Below are 26259 nucleotides of genomic sequence, written 5' to 3' on the forward strand. Positions count from 1 at the left end.
AAAGTTAAAATTTAAAAGATAAACCAATAGAAATATTCGCATCCATCCATAAACTATCTTCAAATTGTCCGTGGCAGATTTCCTCTTGGCAAAATAAATTGTCTTCTTCATCGACCAAGGTAGCGTAACCTCTGATCTCGGTAAATACTGATAAATTATCTGATATTTGATATTTGGTGCCGACCGAAACCGTTGCTGAAGCGTATAGTTCGCTATTAAAGCCACTGTCGAAATTAGCACCACCAATGCCTATTGAAACAGTCGTTATGTAGCTTTCCTGTTTAAATAAAGCAACGCCGTTAAAGTGTGCATAAGTAACATCTAGACTTTGTTGTGTTTGATCAATGTCACTAGCAAAATCGTAGCTAACGGTATTAACCAGAATTTGTCCTTGGCCATTGGGTGAGTCCTGCCAAGAAAATGAAAAACCAATATTGGTGCCAGAATCTAATTCTATCGACTGTTCGTTGATACTAGAGTCAATGTCTGGTGACCAAGATTGACCAAATAACAGACCAAACTCCCAGTTTTTGTCTTGCGCGTTTACGCTAGTCGATAGCAACACTAGCAATGGTAATAATAATTGTTTTAGTAATTTCATCTGTAACCCCAATATTTACAGGTTCACCCAATTAATCCGGCAACTTATTAATGCGGCTATTTAGTTAAATAGTTTTAATAACTGCTTCTCTGCTTCTTTTTTGAGCTTGTCTTTCGCTTTATCTTTTAGTTTTTCTGTCTGCACTTTTTTAGTATGTTGCCAAAGGTTTGATAACATTTCTTTCATGATAACTTGGCCAAGCTGGCTAGCTGGTAACCCTTGCTCTCCACCAATGTTAGCGACAGTAATGTCAGGTAAAGTAACTTGATGTGCTTTGTTACCTAAGCCAGTTAAATCAACGGTTAAAGCAGTGCCTGCCAGTACTAATTTCTTAACAGCAATTTTAGGCTCTGGGCGAGTTGACTGCTCTGCTGGCTCTGAAGCTTCGCTTGTCGAAGCGGGAATATTTTTATTAATAATATCGAGTAATTCTTTTACGTTTGCCTGGCCTGTCTCTGTCACTTCAACAAAAGCTTCAGGGTTTTTAATAACAATCGCGTCAATAATAATTGGCTCAGACACTAAACTTTCGACATTGATATCTAAAGTAATTTCGCCAAGTGAAAATATGTTTGCAGCTTTATAACCTGGAGGGTTAGGTAAGATGAAGCCAGATATTGTTCCTGCGCCTTGTGTGAGTTTTAAGTCAACATTGGCGACGGTAACTGTCTGCTCAGTGACTGTTTTTCCTTGTTGCTCTATTTGGGCTTTCACAAATTCGTTTAGAGAGCCACCTGCCAAAAACCATAACGCGCCACCACAAATTAATAAGATGATCACTATGACTGTTGCAATGAATTTCACTGGGTAATCCTTTTTTTAGTTGATTATTAATTTCTTAAGTATATCGGCAATTAATGACATTTTTCGAATTAAATCTAAAAATACGCGATTTAAGAGCAATCTGTACTACTTCTGGTTGCTAAATATACAGGTTGAACGAAAAATAAACATGCGTTATAAACGTTAAGCTAATTAAAAAATTGCTCAAAATAAAAACAATAAAGAGGCATCTAATGCAAAGCTTTAATCAAAATTTAAATAAAAAATTGTGGTCCTTTATGTTTGGCTGCATTATCACGGCTAGCTATGTATGGGTGATGAACATCAGTAAGCAAGCGCCTATTTTGGAAGTTTTCCATCCATATCCCTGGTTCGTAGAGTATTACTATATTGAAAGTGTTACCGCGTTAGTCACTTTGCTGACGACATTTGTTTTGTTGGTGATGATGAAAAAAGGATTAGGTATTGCATTGAGTGAACATCCTTTTTGGTTAATATTGCCTAGCGCAACGTTTTTTGCTTTAGCTATGGTAGTTGCTACAGATATGTTAACGACTGTGGCCTTTGCCGTTGTTCCCGCAATGTTTTTAACGGTAGCAAAAGTAGCGAGGTGTCGAAGAAAAAGGGCGCTTGTTCAAGTATCGGTTTAAAACTAAAAAAGCGCCTTATCTAGATAAGGCGCTTTTTAAATAGCTAACTTGGTATTATCTCACTTTAAAGTTCGCTACTAGGTACGCTTGTCGGGCTGATATGTTCAACGGGGTAGCATCCAAGCACTTTGATAAAGTTAGTCATCTCCGTTAGTTCTCGCAGGGCTTCTTGCATATTTAGCTGTCTAGTATTGGCTTCAACATCTAAATAAAACATTTCTTCCCACGGTCTTCCTTGGATAGGGCGAGACTCCAACTTACACATGTTGATGCCTTTTGTTTTTAATACCAATAAGCAATCAACAAGCGCACCTGGGTTTTGGCCTGTTGCTAAAATTATGGTGGTTTTTGCTGGAATCTGTTCGGCGACTTCAATTGGCTTACGGGCAACTAAAATAAAACGGCTGTGGTTTTCATCTTGGTTGGCAATTGATTTTTCTAAGGCCATCAAGTTATAGAGTTTGCCACCTTCTTCGCTACCGATTACCGCGACATTCGGGGCTTGTAGCTCAAATACTTTTGCCATCGCATCAGCGGTGCTCTCACAGTATTCGATGCGCATTTTATCTTGCTTATCAAGGAAGTTACTACATTGCGTAAAAGGTTGACCATGTGCATAGATAGTCGTGATTTGATCAAGCGTCGTATTGACTGCGGTCAATAAACAATGCTCGATTGGTTGAGTAATCTCACCAACAATAGACAAGTTAGTGTGTTGCAGTAGGTCGTATACCTCGTTAATACTACCAGAGCTGGTATTTTCTATCGGTAACATACCGTAGTCGACATGGCCTGATTCAACTTGCTGTAAAATATCAGCGAAAGTAGGACATCCGTATTCAACAATTTTCTCTGCGCGGCGTGAGAAATAACGGTGGCTGGCTAAATAGCTATACGACCCTTTGTTACCTAAGAAAGCAACACTTACTGTTGGCATTTCGATATCTGGGTTGGTAAGAGTTTGCAGGTAAGCTTGCTGATTTAAAACAGAATCTTCGATGATAGTTTGAAATACGCTAGTGACATAATGAGCATCTAAGCCTACTTCTTTGCCTTGTTTGATCAAGCGTATAAGCAGTTCTTGCTCTCGTTGCTGATCTCGAACTGGCCTCACTTGTTGTGCTTTGCTTTTTGCAACATTAAGAGTCAATGAACGACGCTTAGCAAACAAAGACAGTAATTGAGAGTCTAAATCGGTAATTTGTTCTCTAATAACATTTAAATCTAAAGATTCGCTCACTGTTTTTCCTTCTTTTATTTTTCAAATTGATAAGAGAAATCAAGCTTCCCTAAAACAAAAAAACCTCCGCGAGGGAGGTTTTTATCGAATACGTGACGACATCAACACTCCCAAAGGGGTATCGTAAAGAAAAAAAAGATAAAGTTAATTGATGTCTTGTTCATAAAGCTACTGTATCTAGCAAAAGCGTTCTTTTCAAGCCTTTATTTATGCCGTTTTATTTAAACTCGGTAGAGTTAGGTATAAAAAGCGCGGTATTGCGATTTTACTCTTTACTCAAACGAAAAACAGCTAAGGTAAGCACATGACGACCATGGTTATCGAAGCGACTAAACCAACCACCCAGACGATACTGCGTAGCGTACTTAAATCTGCTAAGTAACAGGCATGATAGGCTATGCGCGCGACAACATGGGTGATGGCGAGATATTGAATTGTGTCACCGATATTGTTTGTGGCAATCGCTAATAACACCGCTGGAGCGAACATAGTAAGTGCTTCAAAAGCGTTTTTATGACCTGCAAGTGCCCTTGCACCTAACCCTTGAAGTTGTGCTTGTTGTTCTCTCGGCGTTTGGTTGTCGTAGCCGCCGAGTTTATTCATCGCTATGGCCACGGGAATTTTCGATAAAAAGGGCAGTAATAGGCTTACCAGAAGGCAGTAAATTAGAATGGTCATGTATTTTGTCTCTTATTGTTTTTAATTTTTGTTTATTAAATATGGTGTTATTTTTTAGTCGTTAATAGCCTAATAACGTTAAACTATAAACCGTTTCTTGTGGCAAAAACGGTGAGGCTTTTCCTTCTACCCAATCTTGATGCCCTTTACCAAAGTATGGGCTCCACGGGTGTCCCGATTGACTCGTTGGCATGTGAAATAATCCTTGTTGTTCATGACCAGGAGAGACAACCATGCGTTCTGAGGCGCCAAATGCCTGACCTTGGACCCTCGGCATATAGCTATCACCTGCTAGAGGTACTTTAGGCATGATTAATGAGTCGCCAAAAATCGGGATACTGCTCGCTAGCGGGTGCTTGATATCAGCAGTGTTTTGCTGACCCCACGTCGCTTCTGAAAGCGGTTGATTTTTCGTCATCTCTGCCAAAGTCTTACTAAAAGCGTTTTTGAAAACTAAGGACCAGCTCTGCTCAGGTAACCACTGAAAGTTATCTGGTTGTTGATTGACCATCTGCCATAACGGCGTTTCCAGTTGATGACGGATATGGTGTAGAGAAAAGTCATCGTCAAGTTTTTCTAAGTTTTCTTGGAATAAACTAAAGACATCGTCTCTAAGTTGATAGCGAAAGTTTCTGACTAAGCGGTACGCCACTGAATCTATCGTAGCTGCTAAGGCTTTTTCTTGCGATAAGATCTCTTTAGCTTCCTGCCACGACGGATTTGCCGTAATGTTCTCATCGGTTAACACGTTGTCTAATAAAAATGTTTGCCAAGGGGACAAAAATGTCGCTTTATCATCTAGGGCAATGGCCAATAATGACGCTTCATCAAACTGCTCTTTAGCAAATAATCCTTGTTTAATTTGCTTGGAACGAGCGCCAAGTGCATACCCGCCGTTCCCTAGTTTTTCGTACATATCGCCGCCGACAACGCGAGAATTCCCTGTCCACAGTCTATTGTTTTTTGGGTTATATACTTTAGGGTAATCTTGTGGTGCTAAGTACCCAGACCAAGCAAGTTCGCCCGTAGACCAATCTGTTGGTATATCACCGAAAGTAGCTGTTCGTTTTGGAATTGGTCCCATAATGGTCCAGCCAATATTTCCTTTGGTATCGCCTACCATCATATTTTGCGATGGGATTCCAGAACGGGCGGCGATATTAAATGCCTGTTTTACTGACTGTGCTTGCTCCAGCTCTAATGCGGTTAAGTTAACAGCGTTTTTATCATGTGCTACCCAGCGATAAACCTGCAACTTACCCTGTGGGTTTTTACCTATGACTGGCCCCCAAATAGTCTCGCGAATAGTTAACTCGTGAGCACTTTCACCATTTACCGCAATCATTTGTTTTATGTGAGTAAAAGGCTTAAAGCCATTGGGTGTTAGATATTGGCTGTTATCATCATTGGTCTCTAGCTCAATAACATCGCTGTAATCGCCATAACTATTGGTAAAGCCCCAGGCGATATGGCCATTACTGCCAGCTACGATTAAAGGAGTACCCGGTAAGGTGACACCTGTAATTGTAATGTCTTTGTTATCTTCTTTATAAACAAGAGAGGCTCTAAACCAGGTGTTGGGTACTCGAATACCTAAATGCATATCGTTGGCGACGATAGCACTTCCTGTGGAGGAAATGTTACCACTGACAGCCCAGTTATTTGAACCTGGTAAGTGATCACCACTAAATGATTGCTGAGCTAGAGTAGGTGTTTGTTTCTTATTATCGACATGATTCGTTGCACTCATGCCACTTGCCGCAGGCCAGGCTGATGTTGGTAATGGCGAAGATGGAAAGCTTGTTTCATCGATAGCAGCGTCCCAGTTGCTCCCTTTAGGATTTAAAAACTGAAATACTTCTTTGCTAAAAACATTCGCCATCAAACCTAAGGTTCTTTCTCTAGCGCCATCTTCATATTGCAGATCTAAATACATAGAAAATACCGTTAAAATAGTATCTTCTGGTAACCATTCTGCTGGTTGTGTCTGCAGTAATAAGTATTCGAATGGTTTGGCGTTCAAGCGCCTTAAACCTTGGTTAACACCTTGTGTATAGGCTCTAAGAATTTTTAACTCTTGAGGGGCTAAAGTATTAACGATTTCTTTAGCACGTTGCCTAAATCGGTGAAGTCGAATACGTTTATCATAATCAATCGCTAGAGAGCCAAATAAGCTGGATAACTCGCCCGCTGAATTCCTGCGCAATAAATCCATCTGAAAAAAGCGCTCTTGTGCGTGAACAAATCCAGTGGCAACTGCTAAGTCATGGCGATTTTTAGCGATAATGGTAGGAACACCATTTATATCCCGGTTAATCGTTGCTGAATATTCTAAGCCATAGATAGTTTGTTTGCCGTCAAGCTTGGGTAATGATGCGTCGATGCGACTATACACCCAAGTGATAAACATGGCTGTCACTAAAAGCAGAGTTAAGCCAAGCGGTAGTAATATTTTTTTTATGTTACCCATGACAGGCGATCGTGAATAGAGTCTTTGTTTTAGAGTAACGTATCTTCACTTTTTACACAAACTCGTTAAGTGAAAAGTTCACAATTTAAATATTGGTAAGGTAATGAATTACTTATAAAATAAAAAATAGTCTGTCTTTTTCCATTAACGTTAATTGGGAAAAATTGTAAATAAATAAGACAATATATTGGATAATAAATCTTACAATTTGATAGTTGCGATAGACTATAAGTATTGATAGGTTGAACGATACTTTTCTATTCTAACTTAGCGTTGCTTAAATCAATTATGAGTCCATGGAAAAATGACTTTCCTGTGTTTCAACCGAATGCACAGCCGAATTTGGTCTATTTAGATTCAGCTGCAACTTGTTTGACACCTCGTCACGTAGCTGATGCTATGTACCACTATCAATGCTATTCACACGCTAATAGCCATAAAGGAATGTACCAGTTAAGTGCAGAAGTAACGAATAAGGTTGAAGGTGCACGAGAAAAAGTGGCGCAATTTATTGGAGCGCAACGAGCGAATCAAATCGTTTTTACAACCGGCACTACTGAATCACTCAACATGGTTGCTCACAGTAAAATTGAGTTATTATTAGCGCAAGCTGCTAATGACGGTATAGAAGCTAACATTATTGTGAGCGCCGCTGAACATCATGCTAATTTGCTGCCTTGGCAGAACTTGATTGATAAGTATCAAGCGAAGTTGCGTATTGCACCCCTAAATAATGAAGGGATAATTGACGTAGTTGCCCTTGATGAATTGATAGATAGTAATACTGTAGCTGTCGCCATTTGCCAAAGTTCCAATGTCATTGGACGAGTAAACCCCGTTAAAACGATTTGTCAGCTGGCGAAGAAAAAGGGCGTTATCAGCATTGTCGATGGCGCGCAAGCAATCACTAAAGGTGATGTCGACGTTTCGGATCTGGATTGCGATTTTTACGCTTTTTCTGGACATAAGCTTTATGGCCCTACTGGCTGCGGCGTATTGTATATTAAACATGATAATTATGAGTCATTAAGGCCGTATCAATTGGGTGGTGGTATTATCACCACGGTTAATTTTCATCAAAGTGAGTTTCTCAATAGCCCTTTAAAATTAGAGCCAGGCTCACATAATGTTGCTGCTATTGTTGGGCTTGTTGAAGCAATTGATTATCTTGAAGATATTTCTTGGCAAGACATTACCAAGTACCTAGATAGCCTGTCTCAATATTTACATGCCAGTTTAAGCGAGTTGAATTACTATAAACCTTTGATTAAAAGCAGTGAGACTTCTAATCCTAAAGAGTTCAAGTTGCCAACATTAAATAGTTTTCAGATTGATAGAGTACATTGCCACGATGTCGCCAGTATCTTAGACGGTGAATCTATCGCTGTTAGGGCTGGGCATCATTGTGCACAGCCTCTACACAGAGAACTAGGCGTTAAAGCTAGTGTTAGAGTAAGCTTAGGCCTTTATAATGATTACAATGATATAGAACGGTTGGTGAGTGCCTTAGAAAGTGCACATCAATTAATGGCGTTTTAATATGACTCAGCTCAAAAAACCGACAGAAAATAACAAGTCTACAGTCCCTGTCGATAAAAATAAGCAGGCGTTATATCAACAAGCTTTGCTTGAACATCATAAAAATCCAATAGGCTTCGATAAAGCTGTGGCGACGACGCATTCTCAGCAAGGGGTAAATCCAGCTTGCGGCGATGAAATTACGGTAAATTGTGAAGTTCAAGGAGAGCATATCGTTGATATTGGCTTTGAAGGTGACAGTTGTGCAATTTGCCGCGCATCTGCTTCATTAATGAACCTTAACCTTGTTGGTCAGTCTTTAGATAGTTGCTTTCAATTGATTCATAGTGTTAACTCAATGTTTTCACAGGAAGTGAGTTTTGTCGGAGACATGGCGGAAAAACTTTCGCCATTAATCGCAGTTAAACAATTTCCAGTAAGACAGCAGTGCGCTGTTCTCCCATGGAATACATTAGCCCAAGCGTTACAACAGGAAAAGCGTTAAGTAAAAAGCTTGGCATCTTTAATCAATAGTTAAACATCTTACTATGCAAGAAAATTGGGTTGAAATAGCGAATAGCTATGAACAGGAAAAGCCTTTCGTATTAGCGGTTATTGTCGCGACAAAAGGGTCTACTTATCGGAAAGCCGGCACTATGATGTTGATTTCAGCACAAGGGCATTGTACTGGTTTGTTAAGTGGTGGTTGCTTAGAAGCGGATATTGCACTGCACGCTGAGTCTGTATTTAGTTCGGGCAAATCTGAATTAATTAAGTATGACTTATCTGTTGACGCAGATTTACTTTGGGGGCTTGGTTTAGGGTGTGATGGTGCTATTGATATTCAGCTCTATCCATTACTGACTAAAGAACAAAAACAGCCTTTTGATCTGCTGCTTGGTAGCGTGTCTAGCGGTCAGTCAGGATTTTACTGTTTACCAACAACACCTGGTAGCAGCCAACTTAGTGCATTTTTTGACTCCCGAGGTTTACCTGAAATCTACACTGAAAAAGATGTAGAGACGATTGCTCATTCATACATTGACGGCGAACAACTCATCATCCCGGTTGCCCCTATTGTCCATGTTTTAGTGTGTGGAGCAGGGCCAGATGTTGCACCTGTTGTCGCTTTTTGTCATCAATTAGGTTGGCGAGTTACCATACAAGACCACCGAGAAAGTCACTTGTCAGCGGATGTATTTCAAGATTGTTTTGCCAAAAGAAAGCAACGACCTGAGCATTGCACTGAGCAAGATTTCAATGGCTTTAATGCCATCGTGGTAATGACCCATAATTTAGCTTTCGATGAGCAGATACTAGCGAATGCTTTGGCAGCATCGGCGCCTTATATCGGTATTTTGGGGCCAGCAGGTCGACGAGACAAACTATTAAAAAGTATTGGCGTAGATTACGAGCAAGTGAAAGGCAGAGTGTTTGGCCCTATTGGCTTAGACCTAGGCGGTAGAAGTCCTCAAGCGATTGCTTTGTCGATATGTGCGCAAATACAACAAGAAATTACTACTAACACTAACAGTCAAACTAAGCCGTGGCGATACGGCAGTTTGAAACACAGTTAATACTCATGAACAACCCCCTTTCTTGTATCATTCTCGCAGCGGGTAATTCATCACGACTTGGACAGCCTAAACAGCTGGTTTGTATGAAGGGGACTTCACTTATTGAGCGTATCAATGCAATTGCAAGTAGCCTTCAAAGCCAAGGTTTTGTTCAAGAAGTTTGCTGTGTCCTCGGTTACCAAGCAAAGTCTATGGAAAAACTGATTGCAAATTATTCAGCTAAAGTTACGGTGAATCAACGTTGGCAATTAGGTATGGGCAGCTCTATCAAGGCTGGCCTTGAATTTCTGATAGCTTTGACACCTAGGGCTTATAAGGATACCGAGATTGAAGGTGTGCTTGTTATATTAGTTGATCAATACCTATTGTCAGAAGCTGATGTAAAAACGTTGATCATGCGTTGGCAGCAAGAGCCGAAACAGATCGTTTGTGCTCAGCAAGCTGATAATTTAGTTAAGGGACCACCAGTTATTTTTCCTCGGGAACTTTTCGCCAAAATTTTGCAAATTCCTGATCAATTTGGCGCTAAAAAAGTTATTGATGCTCATCAAGAACAGGTTGTCACGGTAGCCATGGAAAATGCCTTTATCGATCTAGATACGCCACAAGATCTGGCGCAACTTCGTCAGTTATATTCTGCCTAGTGTTTTTTCCAAAATCCCTTGTTAAAATACCGCCAAATATCGATACAGGAATTCAGAATGTCGTCGTTACAAGACCAACTACTAAAGGCAGGCTTAACTACTAAACAAAAAGCACGTCAAGCCAATAGCGATAAACGCAAGAAGAATAAACAAAAGCGCAGTGGGCGAAAAGTAGAAGAGAGCCTGCAAGAACAAGTGCAACAGGAACTCAAAAAGGCACAAGAAGAAAAATTAAATAAAGATGCAGCGCTTAATGCAGAGCGCCAACAAGCACTCGCTGACAAAGAAGCAGGGCTGCGTATTAAGCAGATTTTGGAGCATCACCAGTTAACAGAGTGCCAAGGTGAAAAAGAGTATAAATATAGTTTTGAGAATAAAATCAAAACGGCATACCTTGATGAACAAACCTACAATGCGTTAGTTAATGGACGCCTAGCCTTATGTGGCTGGATGGCGCAAACGTATATTGTGACGGCAGAAACAGCTGAAAAAGTTGCTACGTTAAATGATACCGTTATTTTGGTGCAAAATGACAAAGTTGAGCAAGACGTTGACGAAGATGATCCATACGCAGAGTTTCAAATACCTGATGATCTTATGTGGTAGTGTTAGCTTCTAGGTTACATTAAAGCCAACAAATCCGAGAGCCAGAATTTATTCTGGCTTTTTTGTATTAAAATTAAACATTAGTAACAATGTTTGATACTTCTAGCTCAACTTAATTAATAATCTCGAAAGTTAATTGCACTTTTTCCTATCTATTATCGTATACAAGATATTTAGAAGGTTGTGCTTGTGTTAATTAAAATCCCTGAAAAACATCATCTCACCGGTAACGATGTAACACCAGAAAGTTTTTATAATCAAAGACGACGCTTGCTCAAACAGATGGGGTACTTAGGCGCAGGTACTTTGCTTGCGTCTTCTCATAATGCTAATGCGGTAGATTGGTTTTCCAAAGGGGAGCCGAAAAACAATTTTGCGTTGCGTAAGCTCGATGCCAAACAAACAATGGCCATTGAAGAAACGTTAACACCAGAAGCGAAAGTTACTTCTCATAATAATTTTTATGAATTTGGAACAAGTAAAAGTGACCCTGTAGAAAATGCGCAGGGCTTTAAAGTAGATCCATGGAAGTTAACGGTTTCAGGAGAGTGTGAAAAGCCAATAACTCTAGACTATGACGCTTTGTTTACTCAGTACCCCCTTGAAGAGCGCATTTATCGGTTTCGCTGCGTTGAAGCCTGGTCTATGGTAATTCCATGGTTAGGTTTTCCTCTTGCCTCTTTGATCAAGCAAGCTAAACCTACCTCAAAAGCTAAGTATGTGGCGTTTGAAACTTTGTTTGACCCCGAACAAATGCCTGGGCAGAAAAGTAGAAGAGTTGGGGGAGGAATAAGCTACCCATATGTTGAAGGCTTAAGAATCGACGAAGCTATGCACCCGCTTACTATGCTCTCGGTTGGTCTATACGGAAAAACGTTACCGCCACAAAATGGCGCGCCAATTCGTTTAGTGGTTCCTTGGAAGTATGGCTTTAAAAGTATTAAATCGATCGTTAGTATTCGTTTAGTAGAAAAAATGCCACCGACCACGTGGAATATTCTGGCGCCTAATGAGTATGGTTTTTATGCTAACGTTAATCCTGATGTTGACCATCCTAGGTGGAGTCAGGCAAGTGAACGTCGATTAACGGGGGGAGGCTTGTTTGCGCGAAATCGTATTAAGACCTTACCTTTTAACGGCTACGCAGAACAGGTAAGCGATTTATATCGTGGAATGGATTTAACTAGGTATTATTAGTGATGACAATCAAGCAACGAACGCTGCTGTTAAAAGTGCTCATTCACACTTTATCACTCGGCCTCGTGGCTAATGTTTTTTATTTGGCCATTGTCGATCAACTAGGTGCTGATCCTGTTGAAGAAGTACTGCATTTTACCGGAATTGGCGCTTTGAATTTATTGATATTGAGCTGTGCCGTTTCTCCTGTGGCAAAGAAATTGCGAGTAAGCTGGTTAATGCAAGTTCGTCGATTAATCGGCCTTTATAGCTTTTTCTATGCTTTTCTACACGTCATGAGTTTTTGGGCATTTGAAATTCAATTCGATGTTACTCTTTTTCTATCAGAGCTAGTTGAAAGGCCATTTATCACGGTAGGGCTTGTTAGTGTCTTGATCTTAATGGTGCTAGCTATTACCTCAATAAGTGCCTTAAAAAGGCGCCTTGCGTCTCGTTGGCAGACCATTCATAACTGGGTTTATCTGGCTTTAGCTTTAGGTGGCGTACACTTTATTTGGTCAGTTAAAACTATAGGGGTAGAGCCTGTTATTTACGTGTTAGCGATTGTTATTTTACTGAGCTTACGTAAACAAAGAGTTGTTCGCTGGGTAAAAGCACCATTTGGTTAGCGGCAATTTATTTAATTATTATTATTTGGCTATTCTGCTCTGTGAAGTACCGACTATTTATGGCGGTATTTCACTAATATCTTGTTATAAAAGTGCGCTTGGTTGTCTTTGTCAGCAAAAGCGGCATTCATTATATCTACAAGCTTATTTGTATGCTCAAACTGCGGTGAAAATGCCATGAAAAACGGTTGAGGTGATAAACAGCCTTTTTCTATCAGTGGCTGCTTAAAAATATCTTTACGTCCCATGTGCCAATACGCAACATTTTCATCAGATAGCAAGGTATCGATGCGCTTTGCTTCTAGCATTTTATATAAGCGTTCAAGTCCGTTGTCACCAGATATGCTGATAACACGTCCTTGTTTACGTAGCTCAGGTAAATAGCTGTCTATAGGTTCACCATAACTATAATCATTGATAACGCCAATAGTTACCTTGTTTAGCGAAGAAAATGAGTGATAGCGCCACTTGTTTTCCGATAAAGTAAAAAAGCAACTTTTATAATTCATCGTTGGCGATGTGGTAAAGCGTAAATTTGGCGCTTCGGCAGGAACCGCTGTGGCTAAACCATGAACAGCACCGTTAGAGACAGACTGTATAGCTCTAGACCATGGATAAAATTCGTAGCTAAACTTCAAGTTGTTAGCTTTGGCAATGTAATCTAAATATTCGAGTGTGAACCCTTTGCCATGGTTGTTTTCTCGACAAACATAAGGGCACCATTCGGTTGTTGCTAATCGAATGTGAAGCTCTGTATTCGTGTTGTTTAAGCTGCTGGTATTTGGTTGTTGCGCGGTAGTACTTGCACTCGTGCTTAACACAAGAGGGTATAGGGTATATCTAACTGCTTTGAAAAAAGATATAGGCAAGGTAAAACTCAATTTTAGCAACTACTGCATTTATTATAGTTATTTAACTTTGTGAAGGCATATATGCCCATCTATTAATAGACAAAAAATTTAGCTTACGTCGTTTGTCGCTTAATTTTGACATTTTGTCGCAAGCTAGTTTACCTGTTGGCAATAACACTTGTCGAATGGCGCTAATCGTAATAGGGTGGTGAAATCGCCTAGGTGTTTATCCTTAGGTCTATAATAAAAAAGCAAACTTAAAAATAACTAACCCCAAGTCAGGACATGTTTTATGCAAAAGTTTATACCGTCGGTATTAATGGCTGCTATTTCGCTGTCTCTAACTGCTTGCATGCAGTCAGAAAAACAAGATGCGAAAGTTGTTATTAATAAAAACCCGTATCCAAGCACATATCAAGAACTTCCAAGTCAAACCACGATTATTCGCAACGCAACTGTATTAACCGGAACTGGTGAGCGCATTGAAAAAGCTGATGTTGTCATGGAAAATGGCAAGATCACACAGGTTGGGCAGGGCTTATCTGTACAGGGCGCGGTAGAAGTAGATGCTGCTGGAAAATGGGTGACACCTGGTATTATTGATGTTCATTCTCATCTTGGGGTTTATCCAAGTCCATCTGCTGAATCACATTCTGACGGTAATGAAGCAACGCAACCAAATACTTCTGAAGTTTGGGCTGAGCATAGTATTTGGCCACAAGACCCTGGTTTTAACCGTGCTCGTGAAGGTGGTATTACCACATTACAAATTCTCCCAGGCTCAGCAAATTTATTCGGTGGGCGTGGCGTAACTTTACGTAATATCCCTAGTCACACAATGCAAGGAATGAAGTTTCCTGAAGCTCCTTATGGCTTAAAAATGGCCTGTGGTGAAAACCCTAAACGCGTATACGGTGGTAAGAAGGTTTCACCATCTACTCGAATGGGTAATATGGCAGGTTATAGAATGGCTTGGTCTGAAGCAACCGAATATAAGCGTGCTTGGGACAAATATGAAGCGGACTACGCCGCAGGTAAGAACCCTGAAGCACCTGTTCGTGATATTGAATTAGATACCTTGAAAGGGGTATTAGAGGGTGAAATTCTTATTCACAATCATTGCTACAAAGCTGAAGAAATGGCGATGATGATCGATTTATCCAAAGAATTTGGTTACCACGCTGGTACCTTCCATCATGGTATTGAAGCATACAAAATCGCTGATAAGTTGGCGGAAAATGGCAACTGTGCAGCGATGTGGCCAGATTGGTGGGGCTTTAAAATGGAAGCCTATGACATGGTTCAGGAAAATGTCGCCATTGTCGATAGTAAGCCAAACTCTTGTGCTGTGGTACATTCGGATTCCGGTACAACGATTCAACGTCTGAATCATGAAGCGGGTAAAGTTATGTACACTGCAAATGATAATGGCTTCAATATTAAGCCTGAGCATGCAATTACATGGATTACTTCAAACGCTGCGAAATCTCTTGGTATTGCTGACAAAACGGGCTCTTTAGAATCTGGTAAGCGTGCAGATGTGGTTATTTGGAATACCAGTCCATTTAGTATTTACGCACAAGCCGAACAAGTGTTCTTGGACGGTGCTAAAGTTTACGATCGTTTTGATGAAAAATATCAAGCGAAAAGCGACTTTTTGTTAGGCCAACAGTAAGGGGTAAATCATGAAAGTATTTAAATCATCTTTGGTTGCTTTAGCTCTTACTGCAGCAACACAGGTATATGCAGATAGCGTAGCAATCACCAACGCAACAATTCATACCATGACAGAGCAAGGTACGCTGACTAATGCTACCGTTGTTTTCGATGATGGTGTGATTACCGCGATTAACCCTAACTCTGTAGAGGCTGATAGCATTGTTGATGCTAAAGGGCGTATCTTAACGCCGGGGCTTATTGGTTCTATGAATCAACTAGGTTTAGTTGAAGTAGGTGCTGTTTCTCGTACGCGAGATATGAGTGAAAAGAAAGCTGATATTACCTTTGATGCAAGTACGGCGTTTAATCCAAATTCATCTGTGATCCCTTATTCTCGTAAAGGCGGTATTACCTCAAATATCGTTGTACCTTATGGTGGCAGCGATATGTTCAAAGGCCAAGCATTTGCAGTAGACCTGTCAGGTTCTTATGAAAGTATTATCGACAATGGTGTGGCAGCTATTGTTGACTTGGGCTCGAAAAGTAAAGGTTCGCGCGCTGCAGAGATCCAAAAGTTAAAAAACAAGCTTGAAGATGCACAAGAAGCGTTAGCAAAAGCAAAGAAAGCCGCTAAGGACGATAAGGACAAGAAAAAGTCTGACAAAAAGCCTAAGCGAAGTGAGAAAATTATCAATGATATTTTGTCAGGTGAAAAGCCACTTATTGCCTATGCTGATCGCGCAACAGATTTACTTGCACTTATTGATTTAAAGAAAGCCTTTGGCTTGAATTTAGTTATCGTTGGTGCTGGAGACGCTATTTTAATCGCTGATAAGCTTGCTGAAGCTAAAGTTCCAGTTGTGATTAGTGCGATTAAAAACTTACCTAGTTTTGATGCGATGCACGCAGATTTAACTAACCCAGCTAAATTGTTCGAAGCGGGCGTAAAGGTCGCTTACAAAGAAAATGGTGATACTCATAACTTGTATATGTTGCGTTATGACGCTGGTATTTCTGTAGCCAACGGTGTTAGCAAACAAGATGCTTTAGCTGCAATTACTGCAAATGTTGCAGATCTATTCAACTTAAACGCTGGCAGAATTGCTGTTGGCAAGCGTGCTGATATGGTGTTATGGAGTGGCGACCCATTTGAATTAAGCACAAAGGTTGATCAGATGTGGATCAATGGCTTAGACACCTCGACTAAGAGCCGTCAAGACGCATTGCGCGATCGTTACACTACTGATAGCGATATGCCAAGAGCTTATACTAAATAGGTTTGTTAGCTCGATTAAAAAAACAGCGCGTTATGCGCTGTTTTTTTATGGGCAAATTTTGTGTTCATCAATGAATACTTTTAGTCTTTCCTTCAAAGACTTTCTTGCTTAACATTAACTACTTCTATCATTACCAGACGCCTAATCTTTAAATATAAGCGAACTATTATGTCGATACTCAAGCAAACATCATCACATGGAAAAATAACAGAACGAGTCAGTGAAGACGCAACGGTATTAGATATTTCACACCGATTGTTCGAAGCAAGTGTTAGCTTGTATGGTGGCCATGTTTTGACTTGGCAGCCCGCAGGTCAACAACCTGTTTTTTGGTTGAGTGAAACAGCAAGCTTTTGTGAAGGAAAAGCGATACGTGGCGGAATTCCTATTTGCTGGCCTTGGTTTGGTCCTCATCAACTACCCAATTGTGAAAGCTTACCTAATCACGGGTTTGCGCGAAATCGTCATTGGCAGCTTATTGATGCGTTAATTACTGAAAAGGAAGTACGGTTAGAGTTATTGTTACAAGGGAGTCATTTTCTTGATAATTGGTCGAATGCTTTTGAAGTCAGGCAAACATTAATTTTCTCGGAACACTTTGAACAATCTTTGCAGGTAAAAAATACTGGGGAACAAGGTTTTGAGTGTGGTCATGCGCTACACAGCTATTTTGCAGTGAGCCACCCAGAAAATACTCTAATTAAAGCGCTAAACCACAAGACATTTGACGATAAAATAACAGGCCTGCAAAAGCAGCAAGATAGCTTACCAAATTGCGTCGGTCCTATTGACCGTATTTACTATACTAATGAACCACAAGTTATCGATGATACGGGCTGGCAACGACAAATTCAGGTTACCAGCAGTCACTCAGCGCAATGGGTGCTATGGAATCCCGGTAAAGAAACCGCTGAAAAGATGGCGGATGTTCATGTTGGTGGTGAGAATGAATATGTATGCTTAGAAGCCGCCAACACGCAAACATGCATGCTTCTGCCTGACCAGCAGTTAACCTTTAGTCAAAAAATTACGGTTAATACGCTATAAAGAGTCATTTATTCGGTATCTTGGAATATCTCAGTACGGTTGCGTCCTAATGATTTAGCGCGATACAGGGCTTTATCCGCTTTATCAATGTGTTCACCTATACTTAAGCTATTTGTTGAGCTAGCTGCAATTCCAAAACTAATAGTAATGTGAAATGTTTCATTGGTACTACTGACAACAAATTCCAATTCCGCAATGTTTTTTCGCAAACGCTCGATGATTTCTTTTGCTTGCAACTCCGAAGTATCTGGTAAAAACAGGACAAACTCTTCTCCGCCCCAGCGACCACTAACATCATCTCTGCGCAAATTTTGGTTAATTTGCGCGGCAATATCTTTTAATACTTCGTCGCCGACGATATGACCATATTTGTCGTTAATCTGTTTAAACTTATCTATATCGGCGATTACTGCACATATGGATAAGTGATTACAAGACAGCTCTTCGTATTTCCAATTAAGAAAACTGCGATTAGGTAATCTTGTGAGAAAGTCAGTTTCTGAATCTTCAACGAGTCGATGTTTAAAATAGTCGACTAATGAAATGAAAAAGAAAAATAAAACCAAAATAACCAGGAAAAACAAACCTATGCGTGTTAAAAATAACTGCCAGTATTCACCGGTACTTGCCGCTGGCGGTGAAATGATAAACATACGCCAGTTTAGAGACTGAATAGGCATTTGCGAAATGACTCGCTCACCGTCATCGACAACAACTACGGTGTTTGATAGGTGATAATTTTCTCCTTTCTTGAGTAATTGTTGATACCAGTCTATTTCACTAATATTAGTCAACTCTTGACTTCTATGGTGGCTGTCAGTCTTCATTAAATGATTTGATGATAAAGTGATGTGGTTGTTTTCATCAACGAATACTAACTCAAAACCGAATCGCTCTTGGTATTCGGCGAACTTATCAGCAAAATGATTTAAATCGATTGCGACCCCGACAAAGCCTAGAAACTCTCGTTGTTTGTTTTTTAACATCATATCGAAATACAGGTGAGGATCGTCGGCATTGCCAATATCGGCAAACTGCTCCTTGTTGAGCTTTTTAAGGCGGTGATACCATTCGGCTTTTTCATGTACTAAAGAGAGTTCCTTTCCTTTTGAATCTAGCATAAAGGCGTGTTTTTCTAAGGCAATGAAGGTGGTCAATTCATAGCGATTGGCCAATCGGGTTAAAAACCTCAGCAATTCCGTTTTATCTACCTTTTCTTGTTCGACATAGTCGATAAGTAATGGGTCATTTGCTAGGAAGTAGGCAACATTCAAAGGACGAACTATTTCCGAGTTAATAATTGAAAACAGCGGGATTATCGATTTATGTTGATTTTGATTGTAGCGATTGATGACTTCTTTAAAGGTAAAATACGCAGTAAAGACAACAGCAATTATCGTAAAGATATAGAGAGCAGTAATATAACGATCAAATTTACTAATTAACTTCATGAAAGGAAATAAAACTCATATAATACTTAAATTCAGCCAGCAGCTCCTTTGCTAAAAAACAACGAACCATAGGTTAATATATAGTTGTATAACAGTAAGAACGCGAATAGTTTATGAAGTTTTTATGAAGTTCTAAGGTGGTGGTGTATAAGATAGCGGGTGAAAGCTGTCTTTAAGTAAAACCCCCGAGGAAGCGTCATAAACGGTCTACCGTCTCTATCATAAGCTTTTGTTTTCGCTTTACTATTAGCAGCTTTAGGTCTTAGTTGTAAATATTGACCGTGTTTACCATGAATTTCTTCCACACGACCTAAAACTATCATATCAGTAAGCTCTTGCCAGTCTAATGCCAGCATGTTTTCTTCTTCAGCGGTAGGAGTCCATAAAAAAGGCGTGCATACCATTCGTTCGGCCACAGGAATATCGCGCTCTGCAATAATGGGAACCCATAATACTCGCGATAATTTGTGCCTTAAGTGGCAGTTATGCCAATTAACGCCAACTAAACCTGTCAGTGGTGCTACGCAAACAAACGTTGTTTCTAAGGGTTTTGCATGCCGGTCGATTGGAATGGTTTTTAATTCAATTCCTAAGTGGGGAAAGTCTGGCTCGGGTCTGGAGCCCGCGGTGGCACCTAATGCTTGTTCAAGCAACAAACCTGGCCAGCCTTTTTCTCTTTGTAAATTTTTAGGCACAGCGACTTTTAGTTTGCTGGCGATTTCACCCAGTGTTAATCCGGCGAGTTCGTTTGCTCTCGATAGTAATACTTCTTCACTTTGTGGGCTGTCGATAGTCACTAGGGAAATTCTTTTAAATTCAAAGTGGCTATTATCTTAAAGGGAGAGATCTGTCGCAAGGAAAATCAGAAAAATCACACACTCTAGCGATGAAAAACTTTTATTTGCTCATCTTAAGATATTGTGGAAGAATCAGTTCCATAACTAATTTTACGGGAAGTCCTGTGATTGATGCCGAAGGCTATCGAGCCAACGTCGGCATAGTTATAATTAACGACAGGGGACAAGTGTTTTGGGCGCGCCGACAAGGCCAACATTCGTGGCAGTTTCCGCAAGGAGGTGTTGACGAAGGGGAGTCGCCTGAACAAACCATGTATCGCGAATTACGCGAGGAGGTCGGGTTAAAGCCTGAACATGTAAAAATAATTGCTACCTCAAAACATTGGTTAAGATACAAATTACCCAAGCGACTTATTCGTCATGACAGTAAACCCGTGTGTATAGGGCAAAAACAGAAATGGTTTTTGCTTAAACTTACGGCAAAAGAGTCTGCGGTTGATTTAGCACATACTAAGCATCCTGAATTTGATGATTGGCGCTGGGTAAGTTATTGGTATCCTGTTAGGCAAGTAGTGTCTTTTAAACGCGAGGTTTATCGTAAGGTAATGAAAGAGTTTGCAAGCCCTACTATGTCCAGCAATCGTCGCAGAAGACGAAATTGATTATAGCTATGTTCGTTCTAAAATAGCTCACTAGCCATTAGTGAGCTATTTTTCTTTAGACAAGATGGAAAAATTTTCAAAAGTCGATATCAACTAGATCTACAAAATATTAATTAAGGGAGACGCATGTTAACGAGTTTAAGGCAGATTGTTTTAGAATTTTGTCAAGACAGTGAGCTTGATCAAGCCTTAACTCGCATTGTTTCTCGAGTAAAGTCAGTCATGAATACTGACTGTTGTTCTATCTATCTTGCTGATCATCATAAACAACACTTTCTGCTTGTTGCATCTGATGGTTTAGCCAAAGAATCCCTTGGTCACACAACAATTGGCTTTAGCGAAGGGCTTATCGGTTTAGTTGGCCAGCGTGAAGAGCCGCTTAATATTGCCAACGCTAAACGACATCCGCATTTTGTACACGCACCAGAAGTTCAAGAAGAAGACTTGAATGCCTTTTTGGGCACACCCATCATTCATCAACGAAAGGTCTTGGGTGTTATTTCAATTCAGCAGCAGCAAGATCGATTTTTTGATGAAAACGAAGAAGCCTTTTTAGTGACACTAGCTGCACAAATTGCTACTGCGTTAGCCAGCGCCGAAGCGAGCAGGATATTGGCTAAACAACAGTCAAGCCAACAACTAACTAATGGCATTCAAGGTGTTGCTGGCTCTTCTGGCGTAGCCCTCGCACCAACCTTTGTGGTGCAACCAACTGCGCAAATTTCAGGTGTTGCGATAGAGAAGTCACGAAATATCGCGGACGAAAATACACGTTTTGAGCAAACCTTGATCGCAACAAGGGATGACTTTGAACAACTTGCTAATCAAATTTCGCTGAGTGTTTCTGATGCCAGTGTTGATATTTTTGAAGTATATAAACAGCTGCTTGACGATAGTGGACTAGCAAAAGAAATTTTTGCAAAAATCGACGAGGGTTGGACGGCCGAAAGTGCCTTGAAGCTAGTGATTGAAAGTTATGTCTTGCAGTTTGAACGCCTAGAAGATGCCTATTTTAGGGAGAGAGCAACAGATATTAAAGATTTGGGCAACCGCTTATTAATGAATTTTAGTAAGTTACCGTCTCACCAAACTCAATGCCCAGATGCTTTTATTTTAGTTGCTGATGATGTAACAGCATCTATGGTGGCAGAATATCAGCACCGCGGAATGTTGGGCATAATTTCTTTACAAGGCTCTCATAACTCTCATGCGGCAATTTTAGCGCGTGCATTGGCTGTACCTGCTGTGATGGGGGTTACACAATTACCGTTAGGTAAATTAAATGAAAAAATGTGCATTATTGATGGCTATAGCGGTGAAATTTTTATTAATCCTAATGAAACGCTAACCCGTGAATATGAGCACTTAATTGCAGAAGAGACACAGTTAACGGCAAGGGTAAAACAAGTTGAGCATCTACCAGCAGAAACACTGGATGGCCGTTCAATAGAAATTCAGCTAAACGCCGGTTTATCATCTGGTTTTGAGTATTCAAGGCAATCTGGTGCCGATGGTATTGGTTTGTATCGCACAGAAATTCCTTTTATGAATAAAAGCTATTTCCCTTCTGAGCAAGAGCAAACCCTACTTTATCAAGAAGTTTTGTCAGCATTCGACGGAAAAAGCGTCACCATGCGTACTTTAGACGTGGGGGGCGATAAAGCATTACCTTATTTTCCCATTGTTGAAGATAACCCTTTTCTCGGCTGGCGCGGAATTCGTATCACCTTAGATCATCCAGAGATATTCCTCTTACAAGTCAGGGCGATGATTCGTGCTAATGCTGACTACGAAAATTTGGCCATTATGCTTCCTATGGTGTCGAGTGTCGCCGAAGTTGACGAAGCACAGCGCCTAATTAATCAAGCTTATTATGAATTATCATCTGAAATAACCACTCGTGACAATCAAGCAATCAGAAAGCCTAAAGTGGGTATTATGATTGAGGTTCCAAGTGTCATTTTTCAGTTAGGTGAGTTGGCTAATAAAGTCGATTTTTTCTCTGTTGGTAGTAATGATTTAACCCAATATTTGCTGGCTGTGGATCGAAATAATGCGCGTGTTGCCTCTATTTACAGTGCTTTTCATCCATCAGTTTTAAAAGCGTTAAACATGATTGCTCAGGAGTCGCAGCGCTTTAATATGCCATTGAGTTTATGTGGTGAATTGGCGAGTGAGCCTGCTGGCGCTTTATTATTGCTCGCAATGGGCTATGATAAAATAAGTATGAACCCTCACAATGTCGCTCGAATTAAATGGGTGATCAGACACATAGATTATAAACAGTCGAGGGCGATACTGAGTAAAGTGCTGACTTTCTCGCATTCGAGACAAGTACTCGATTATCTCAACGAACAATTAGAAAAACTTGATTTAGGCGGATTTATACGCGCTGGTATGTAATTGCTCTATTTTCTAGACATTACATTTGGGAGATGTCTATTAATTCATGGTATTAACGGTATTTTTAACATGCGCTCTCGTTGGCTGTTTAACGGGCTTTCTCGCCGGCTTATTAGGCATAGGCGGTGGTTTAGTTATTGTACCCGCACTTGTTTACTTATTTCCTCTGTTTGGATTTCCTCCTGACCAAGTGCTGCCTATGGCAGTAGCTACTTCACTTGCCTCCATTGTTTTTACTTCTGCTTCTGCCGCTATGTCACATCATGGGAACCATAATATTCCATGGAAAATAGCGAAACCTCTTGTCATTACTATTGCACCAGGCGCCGTATTAGGTGCTTTTCTTGCGAGTTATTTACCACAAGAAGTGATGAAGTTTATATTTGTTGTCGCGATTAGTTTATTAGCTGCCTATATGCTGTTCTCCATTAAGGTACAAAAAACCAGACCTTTGCCTGAAAAGAAAACTATCTGTGTTATAGGTTTTGTTAGTGGCTGTATTTCAAGTTTGATGGGAATTTCTGGCGGCGCTATATTGATCCCAGTGTTGACCTACTATTCAATGTCGATTCGGCTCGCTATAGGCACCGCGACAATATGTGGTTTGGTTGTCGCGAGTTTTGGCTCAGTGAGTTTTATTATTACTGGATTAGAGCAAGGTAACTTGCCTAGTTGGAGTTTAGGGTTTGTTCATTTACCTGCACTTTTAGGTTTAGTGCTTACATCGTCACTTTTTGCTCGTTTTGGTATTAAAATCGCACAGCGTTTACCTGTTAGATATCTGCAAAGAATGTTCGCTGGTTTTTTAATGATGATCGCCGTTAAAATCTTGTTTCAATAAGCCACAATCGCGTACAATCATCGCTAATTAATTAACTAACGAGATCGTCATGAAGCAGTATTTAGATTTGTGCCAGCGCATAATCGACCAAGGCCATTGGGTAGAGAATAAACGTACTCAAAAGCGTTGTTTAACCTTAATCAACGCAGACTTAGAATATGATGTTGCTAATAACGCGTTTCCTTTAATTACGACTCGTAAAAGTTACTATAAGGCGGCTATTGCTGAGTTAATTGGCTATTTACGAGGATATGACAACGCAGCTCAGTTTAGAGCTATTGGTTGTAATACGTGGAATGCTAACGCTAATGACAATCAAGCTTGGCTAGATAACCCTGCCCGTAAAGGCGAAGACGACATGGGGCGCGTCTATGGCGTACAGGGTAGACGCTGGCAAAAGCCAGATGGTACGCCATTAGATCAACTTGCCAAAATAATCAAAAACTTATCTGAGGGCATCGATGATCGTGGTGAGATCCTTACTTTTTATAATCCAGGTGAATTTGAGTTGGGCTGTTTAAGACCTTGTATGCACACGCATACCTTCTCATTACTAGGCGATACCCTATATTTAACCTCTTACCAACGCTCTTGCGATGTGCCTCTAGGATTAAACTTTAACCAAGTACAGGTATTTACATTATTGGCGTTAGTCGCCCAAATAACCGGGCATAAAGCGGGTAAGGCGTACCATAAAATCGTGAATGCGCATATTTACGAAGATCAGTTGGACTTATTGCAAAACGTGCAGCTTAAGCGAGAGCCGTTTCCATCGCCTACACTTGAAATTAATCCAGATATTAAGTCGCTTGAAGATATTGAGACTTGGGTGACAACTGATGATTTTACCGTGTCTGGTTACCAAAGCCATGAAGCGATAGCGTACCCGTTTTCGGTGTAAACGAATTTAATACCGATTCCATTAGGTTGGTATAAAAGTTATTAAAAAAGGGGCCTTGGCCCCTTTTTTTGTTGAACGTGGTTTATTACCCATGCATTTGTAGAAACTTATCGTAGAGTTGTTCTTCAGTTTCTACGTTGCTTGGATCTTTTTTAATGCAATCGATAGGGCACACCGATATGCATGTTGGCTTGTCGTAATGGCCAATACATTCGGTGCATTTTTTCGGGTCAATTTCGTAAATCTCTTCGCCTAAAGTGATGGCCTGATTTGGACATTCAGGATCACACATATCGCAGTTGATGCAAGACGCTTCGATAATTAAAGCCATTACACTGCCTGAGCTTTAGTAGACGTTTGGTTAAAAGGCTGGCGTGTAGTGCCGTCTTCATCTAAATAACGCATGATAATACCAAAAGATAGATCCAAATCGCTTTCAAGTTCTATCGCAACTTTATGGCCTGAGCCTTTGGCATCAATAATGGTCTCACCTTTGGTGTTTTCCATTTTAGTTAATGTGAAACTGACGTTGCCTTTAGGGGTCATTAATTCAAGCTGATCACCGACCAAGAATTTGTTTTTAACTTCTATTTCCACCAGATTGGTAAAAGGGTTTCTTCCTATGACTTCGCCTACAAACTGCTGAGTGTCACTTTTTGAGTAGCCATAATCGTAGTTTTGCGTGTCTCCGTGGCGGTGCCTTTGTAAGAAGCCTGCCGTGTAACCACGATGAGCTAGGTGTTCTAGTTCTTTATTTAATGATTGGTTAAATGGTTTGCTTTGCATCGCATCCATAATCGCTTGATTATAGATTTGCGCCGTTCGTGCACAGTAATAGAAAGATTTAGTGCGTCCTTCAATTTTTAAAGAATGTACGCCCATTTTTACCAGTCGTTCGACGTGCTCGACTGCACGAAGATCTTTAGAGTTCATAATGTAAGTACCATGCTCATCCTCGAAGGCCGGCATGTATTCGCCAGGGCGACCTTGCTCTTGAAGTAGTACTATGTCGTCGCTTGGCTTTTCGCTAGGATCGATGATTTTTACAGGCTCTGCGATAACGTCACCTGTTTCGTTCTCTTGTGCTGGATGAACATCATATTTCCAACGACACGCGTTAGTACATGTGCCTTGGTTAGGATCTCGTTTATTGATATAACCAGACAGTAAGCAACGGCCCGAGTAAGCCATACATAGAGCGCCATGGACAAAAACTTCTATCTCCATTTCTGGAACGCGCATTCGAATCTCTTCAATTTCATCTAAAGATAATTCTCGAGATAAAATAACGCGTTCAACGCCTTGCTGATGCCAGAACTTTACTGTTGCCCAGTTTACAGCATTTGCTTGTACAGATAAGTGTATTGGCATATGAGGAAAGTGTTCTCTTACCATCATGATAAGGCCTGGATCTGACATGATCAGCGCGTCAGGGTTCATCTCTATAACAGGCGTAATATCTTTTAAGAAGGTGCCAAGCTTGCTGTTGTGAGGAGCAATGTTGTTAACCAAATAGAATTTTTTACCTAGTTCGTGAGCTTCATCAATGCCTTGTTTAATCGTTTGCAGATTAAACTCATTATTTCTTACACGCAGAGAATATCGAGGTTGACCTGCATAGACAGCGTCTGCGCCATATGCGAACGCATAACGCATATTTTTTAGACTGCCAGCAGGGGAGAGTAATTCAGGCTTAAACATGGTACTACACAACATCCAGTGAAAAAACGGCGTGCATTATAATGAGCAGTTGTTTCTTTTTCAATCAACTAGAGCAAAAAACCATGAATAAATTGTG

At 40.5% G+C, this 26259-nt stretch carries 25 protein-coding genes; 15 read left to right on the plus strand and 10 right to left on the minus strand.

Translation table 11 applies throughout. The features are described from left to right. Window positions 1–4: 4 nt before the first annotated feature. Together ACOB80_RS11885 and ACOB80_RS11890 are read right to left on the minus strand one after the other, a co-directional pair. Window positions 5–601 carry a hypothetical protein gene (locus ACOB80_RS11885; protein WP_473166052.1) on the minus strand — a complete coding sequence of 199 codons (597 nt, stop codon included), beginning with the start codon at window positions 599–601 and terminating at the stop codon, window positions 5–7. Window positions 602–661: 60 nt separating this feature from the next. Then, entirely contained in the window at window positions 662–1405 is a 744-nt protein-coding gene (locus ACOB80_RS11890; protein WP_473166053.1) for an AsmA family protein, read from the minus strand. A 212-nt stretch (window positions 1406–1617) separates the two neighbouring features. Here ACOB80_RS11890 and ACOB80_RS11895 point away from each other — a divergent pair, with 212 nt between their 5' ends. After that, on the plus strand, window positions 1618–2034 hold the full coding sequence (locus tag ACOB80_RS11895; RefSeq protein WP_473166054.1) for a hypothetical protein: 417 nt from the start codon (window positions 1618–1620) through the stop codon (window positions 2032–2034). A 64-nt stretch (window positions 2035–2098) separates the two neighbouring features. On the opposite strand, the gene pheA is transcribed toward ACOB80_RS11895, so the two are convergent. From pheA to ACOB80_RS11910, 3 genes are all read right to left on the minus strand, one after another. Continuing rightward, on the minus strand, window positions 2099–3274 hold the full coding sequence (gene pheA, locus ACOB80_RS11900; RefSeq protein WP_473166055.1) for a prephenate dehydratase: 1176 nt from the start codon (window positions 3272–3274) through the stop codon (window positions 2099–2101). A 291-nt stretch (window positions 3275–3565) separates the two neighbouring features. Continuing rightward, window positions 3566–3952 (minus strand): MAPEG family protein, encoded by a 387-nt coding sequence (locus tag ACOB80_RS11905; protein WP_473166056.1) that lies wholly within the window; start codon window positions 3950–3952, stop codon window positions 3566–3568. Window positions 3953–4013: 61 nt separating this feature from the next. Continuing rightward, on the minus strand, window positions 4014–6422 hold the full coding sequence (locus ACOB80_RS11910) for a penicillin acylase family protein (protein WP_473166057.1): 2409 nt from the start codon (window positions 6420–6422) through the stop codon (window positions 4014–4016). 288 nt (window positions 6423–6710) lie between these two features. Between ACOB80_RS11910 and ACOB80_RS11915 the strand changes: the two genes are divergently transcribed. The 7 genes from ACOB80_RS11915 to msrQ all read left to right on the plus strand — a co-directional run bounded on the left by ACOB80_RS11915 (window position 6711) and on the right by msrQ (window position 12572). Then, window positions 6711–7961: an aminotransferase class V-fold PLP-dependent enzyme gene (locus tag ACOB80_RS11915; protein ID WP_473166058.1), complete on the plus strand. Its 1251-nt coding sequence runs from the start codon at window positions 6711–6713 to the stop codon at window positions 7959–7961. A 1-nt stretch (window position 7962) separates the two neighbouring features. Beyond that, on the plus strand, window positions 7963–8445 hold the full coding sequence (gene sufU, locus ACOB80_RS11920; RefSeq protein ID WP_473166059.1) for a Fe-S cluster assembly sulfur transfer protein SufU: 483 nt from the start codon (window positions 7963–7965) through the stop codon (window positions 8443–8445). A 43-nt stretch (window positions 8446–8488) separates the two neighbouring features. After that, entirely contained in the window at window positions 8489–9517 is a 1029-nt protein-coding gene (locus tag ACOB80_RS11925) for an XdhC family protein (RefSeq protein ID WP_473166060.1), read from the plus strand. A 5-nt stretch (window positions 9518–9522) separates the two neighbouring features. Continuing rightward, the gene (locus ACOB80_RS11930; RefSeq protein WP_473166061.1) at window positions 9523–10161 is read left to right on the plus strand and encodes a nucleotidyltransferase family protein; all 639 of its coding nucleotides are present in this window, start codon (window positions 9523–9525) and stop codon (window positions 10159–10161) included. 57 nt (window positions 10162–10218) lie between these two features. Then, window positions 10219–10767: a DUF2058 domain-containing protein gene (locus ACOB80_RS11935; protein ID WP_473166062.1), complete on the plus strand. Its 549-nt coding sequence runs from the start codon at window positions 10219–10221 to the stop codon at window positions 10765–10767. 189 nt (window positions 10768–10956) lie between these two features. Continuing rightward, window positions 10957–11964 (plus strand): protein-methionine-sulfoxide reductase catalytic subunit MsrP, encoded by a 1008-nt coding sequence (gene msrP / locus ACOB80_RS11940; RefSeq protein ID WP_473166063.1) that lies wholly within the window; start codon window positions 10957–10959, stop codon window positions 11962–11964. Window positions 11965–11966: 2 nt separating this feature from the next. Continuing rightward, window positions 11967–12572, plus strand: a complete 606-nt coding sequence (gene msrQ, locus ACOB80_RS11945; RefSeq protein WP_473166290.1) for a protein-methionine-sulfoxide reductase heme-binding subunit MsrQ — start codon at window positions 11967–11969, stop codon at window positions 12570–12572. Window positions 12573–12625: 53 nt separating this feature from the next. Here the strand turns inward: msrQ and ACOB80_RS11950 are convergent, their stop codons facing one another. After that, a complete protein-coding gene (locus ACOB80_RS11950) occupies window positions 12626–13441 on the minus strand; it encodes a substrate-binding periplasmic protein (protein WP_473166064.1) in 816 nt (271 codons plus the stop codon). Between the two features lie 274 nt (window positions 13442–13715). On the opposite strand from ACOB80_RS11950, the gene ACOB80_RS11955 reads away from it, so the two are divergent. The 3 genes from ACOB80_RS11955 to ACOB80_RS11965 all read left to right on the plus strand — a co-directional run bounded on the left by ACOB80_RS11955 (window position 13716) and on the right by ACOB80_RS11965 (window position 17406). Continuing rightward, window positions 13716–15098, plus strand: a complete 1383-nt coding sequence (locus tag ACOB80_RS11955; protein WP_473166065.1) for an amidohydrolase — start codon at window positions 13716–13718, stop codon at window positions 15096–15098. 10 nt (window positions 15099–15108) lie between these two features. Continuing rightward, complete coding sequence (locus ACOB80_RS11960; RefSeq protein WP_473166066.1) at window positions 15109–16359, plus strand: amidohydrolase family protein; 1251 nt, start codon at window positions 15109–15111, stop codon at window positions 16357–16359. Between the two features lie 168 nt (window positions 16360–16527). Beyond that, window positions 16528–17406, plus strand: a complete 879-nt coding sequence (locus ACOB80_RS11965; protein WP_473166067.1) for a D-hexose-6-phosphate mutarotase — start codon at window positions 16528–16530, stop codon at window positions 17404–17406. Between the two features lie 8 nt (window positions 17407–17414). Here the strand turns inward: ACOB80_RS11965 and ACOB80_RS11970 are convergent, their stop codons facing one another. Next, window positions 17415–18857: a sensor domain-containing diguanylate cyclase gene (locus tag ACOB80_RS11970; protein ID WP_473166068.1), complete on the minus strand. Its 1443-nt coding sequence runs from the start codon at window positions 18855–18857 to the stop codon at window positions 17415–17417. Window positions 18858–18979: 122 nt separating this feature from the next. Then, complete coding sequence (gene mutH, locus ACOB80_RS11975; protein ID WP_473166291.1) at window positions 18980–19648, minus strand: DNA mismatch repair endonuclease MutH; 669 nt, start codon at window positions 19646–19648, stop codon at window positions 18980–18982. Between the two features lie 170 nt (window positions 19649–19818). Here mutH and rppH point away from each other — a divergent pair, with 170 nt between their 5' ends. The 4 genes from rppH (at window position 19819) to ACOB80_RS11995 (ending at window position 24461) form a co-directional block, all read left to right on the plus strand. Further along, window positions 19819–20316, plus strand: a complete 498-nt coding sequence (gene rppH / locus ACOB80_RS11980; RefSeq protein ID WP_473166069.1) for an RNA pyrophosphohydrolase — start codon at window positions 19819–19821, stop codon at window positions 20314–20316. 126 nt (window positions 20317–20442) lie between these two features. Then, a complete protein-coding gene (gene ptsP / locus ACOB80_RS11985) occupies window positions 20443–22719 on the plus strand; it encodes a phosphoenolpyruvate--protein phosphotransferase (protein WP_473166070.1) in 2277 nt (758 codons plus the stop codon). A gap of 46 nt (window positions 22720–22765) precedes the next feature. Continuing rightward, window positions 22766–23560: a sulfite exporter TauE/SafE family protein gene (locus tag ACOB80_RS11990; protein WP_473166071.1), complete on the plus strand. Its 795-nt coding sequence runs from the start codon at window positions 22766–22768 to the stop codon at window positions 23558–23560. A 49-nt stretch (window positions 23561–23609) separates the two neighbouring features. Beyond that, a complete protein-coding gene (locus ACOB80_RS11995) occupies window positions 23610–24461 on the plus strand; it encodes a thymidylate synthase (RefSeq protein WP_473166072.1) in 852 nt (283 codons plus the stop codon). 85 nt (window positions 24462–24546) lie between these two features. Here the strand turns inward: ACOB80_RS11995 and ACOB80_RS12000 are convergent, their stop codons facing one another. Further along, window positions 24547–24792, minus strand: coding sequence for a YfhL family 4Fe-4S dicluster ferredoxin (locus ACOB80_RS12000; RefSeq protein ID WP_473166073.1), 246 nt, complete (start codon window positions 24790–24792; stop codon window positions 24547–24549). Next, window positions 24792–26162, minus strand: coding sequence for a prephenate-dependent tRNA uridine(34) hydroxylase TrhP (gene trhP, locus ACOB80_RS12005; protein ID WP_473166074.1), 1371 nt, complete (start codon window positions 26160–26162; stop codon window positions 24792–24794). The genes ACOB80_RS12000 and trhP overlap by 1 nt, the downstream gene beginning before the upstream one ends. Between the last annotated feature and the right edge of the window lie 97 nt (window positions 26163–26259).

It is taken from the genome of Thalassotalea coralli, assembly GCF_055786205.1.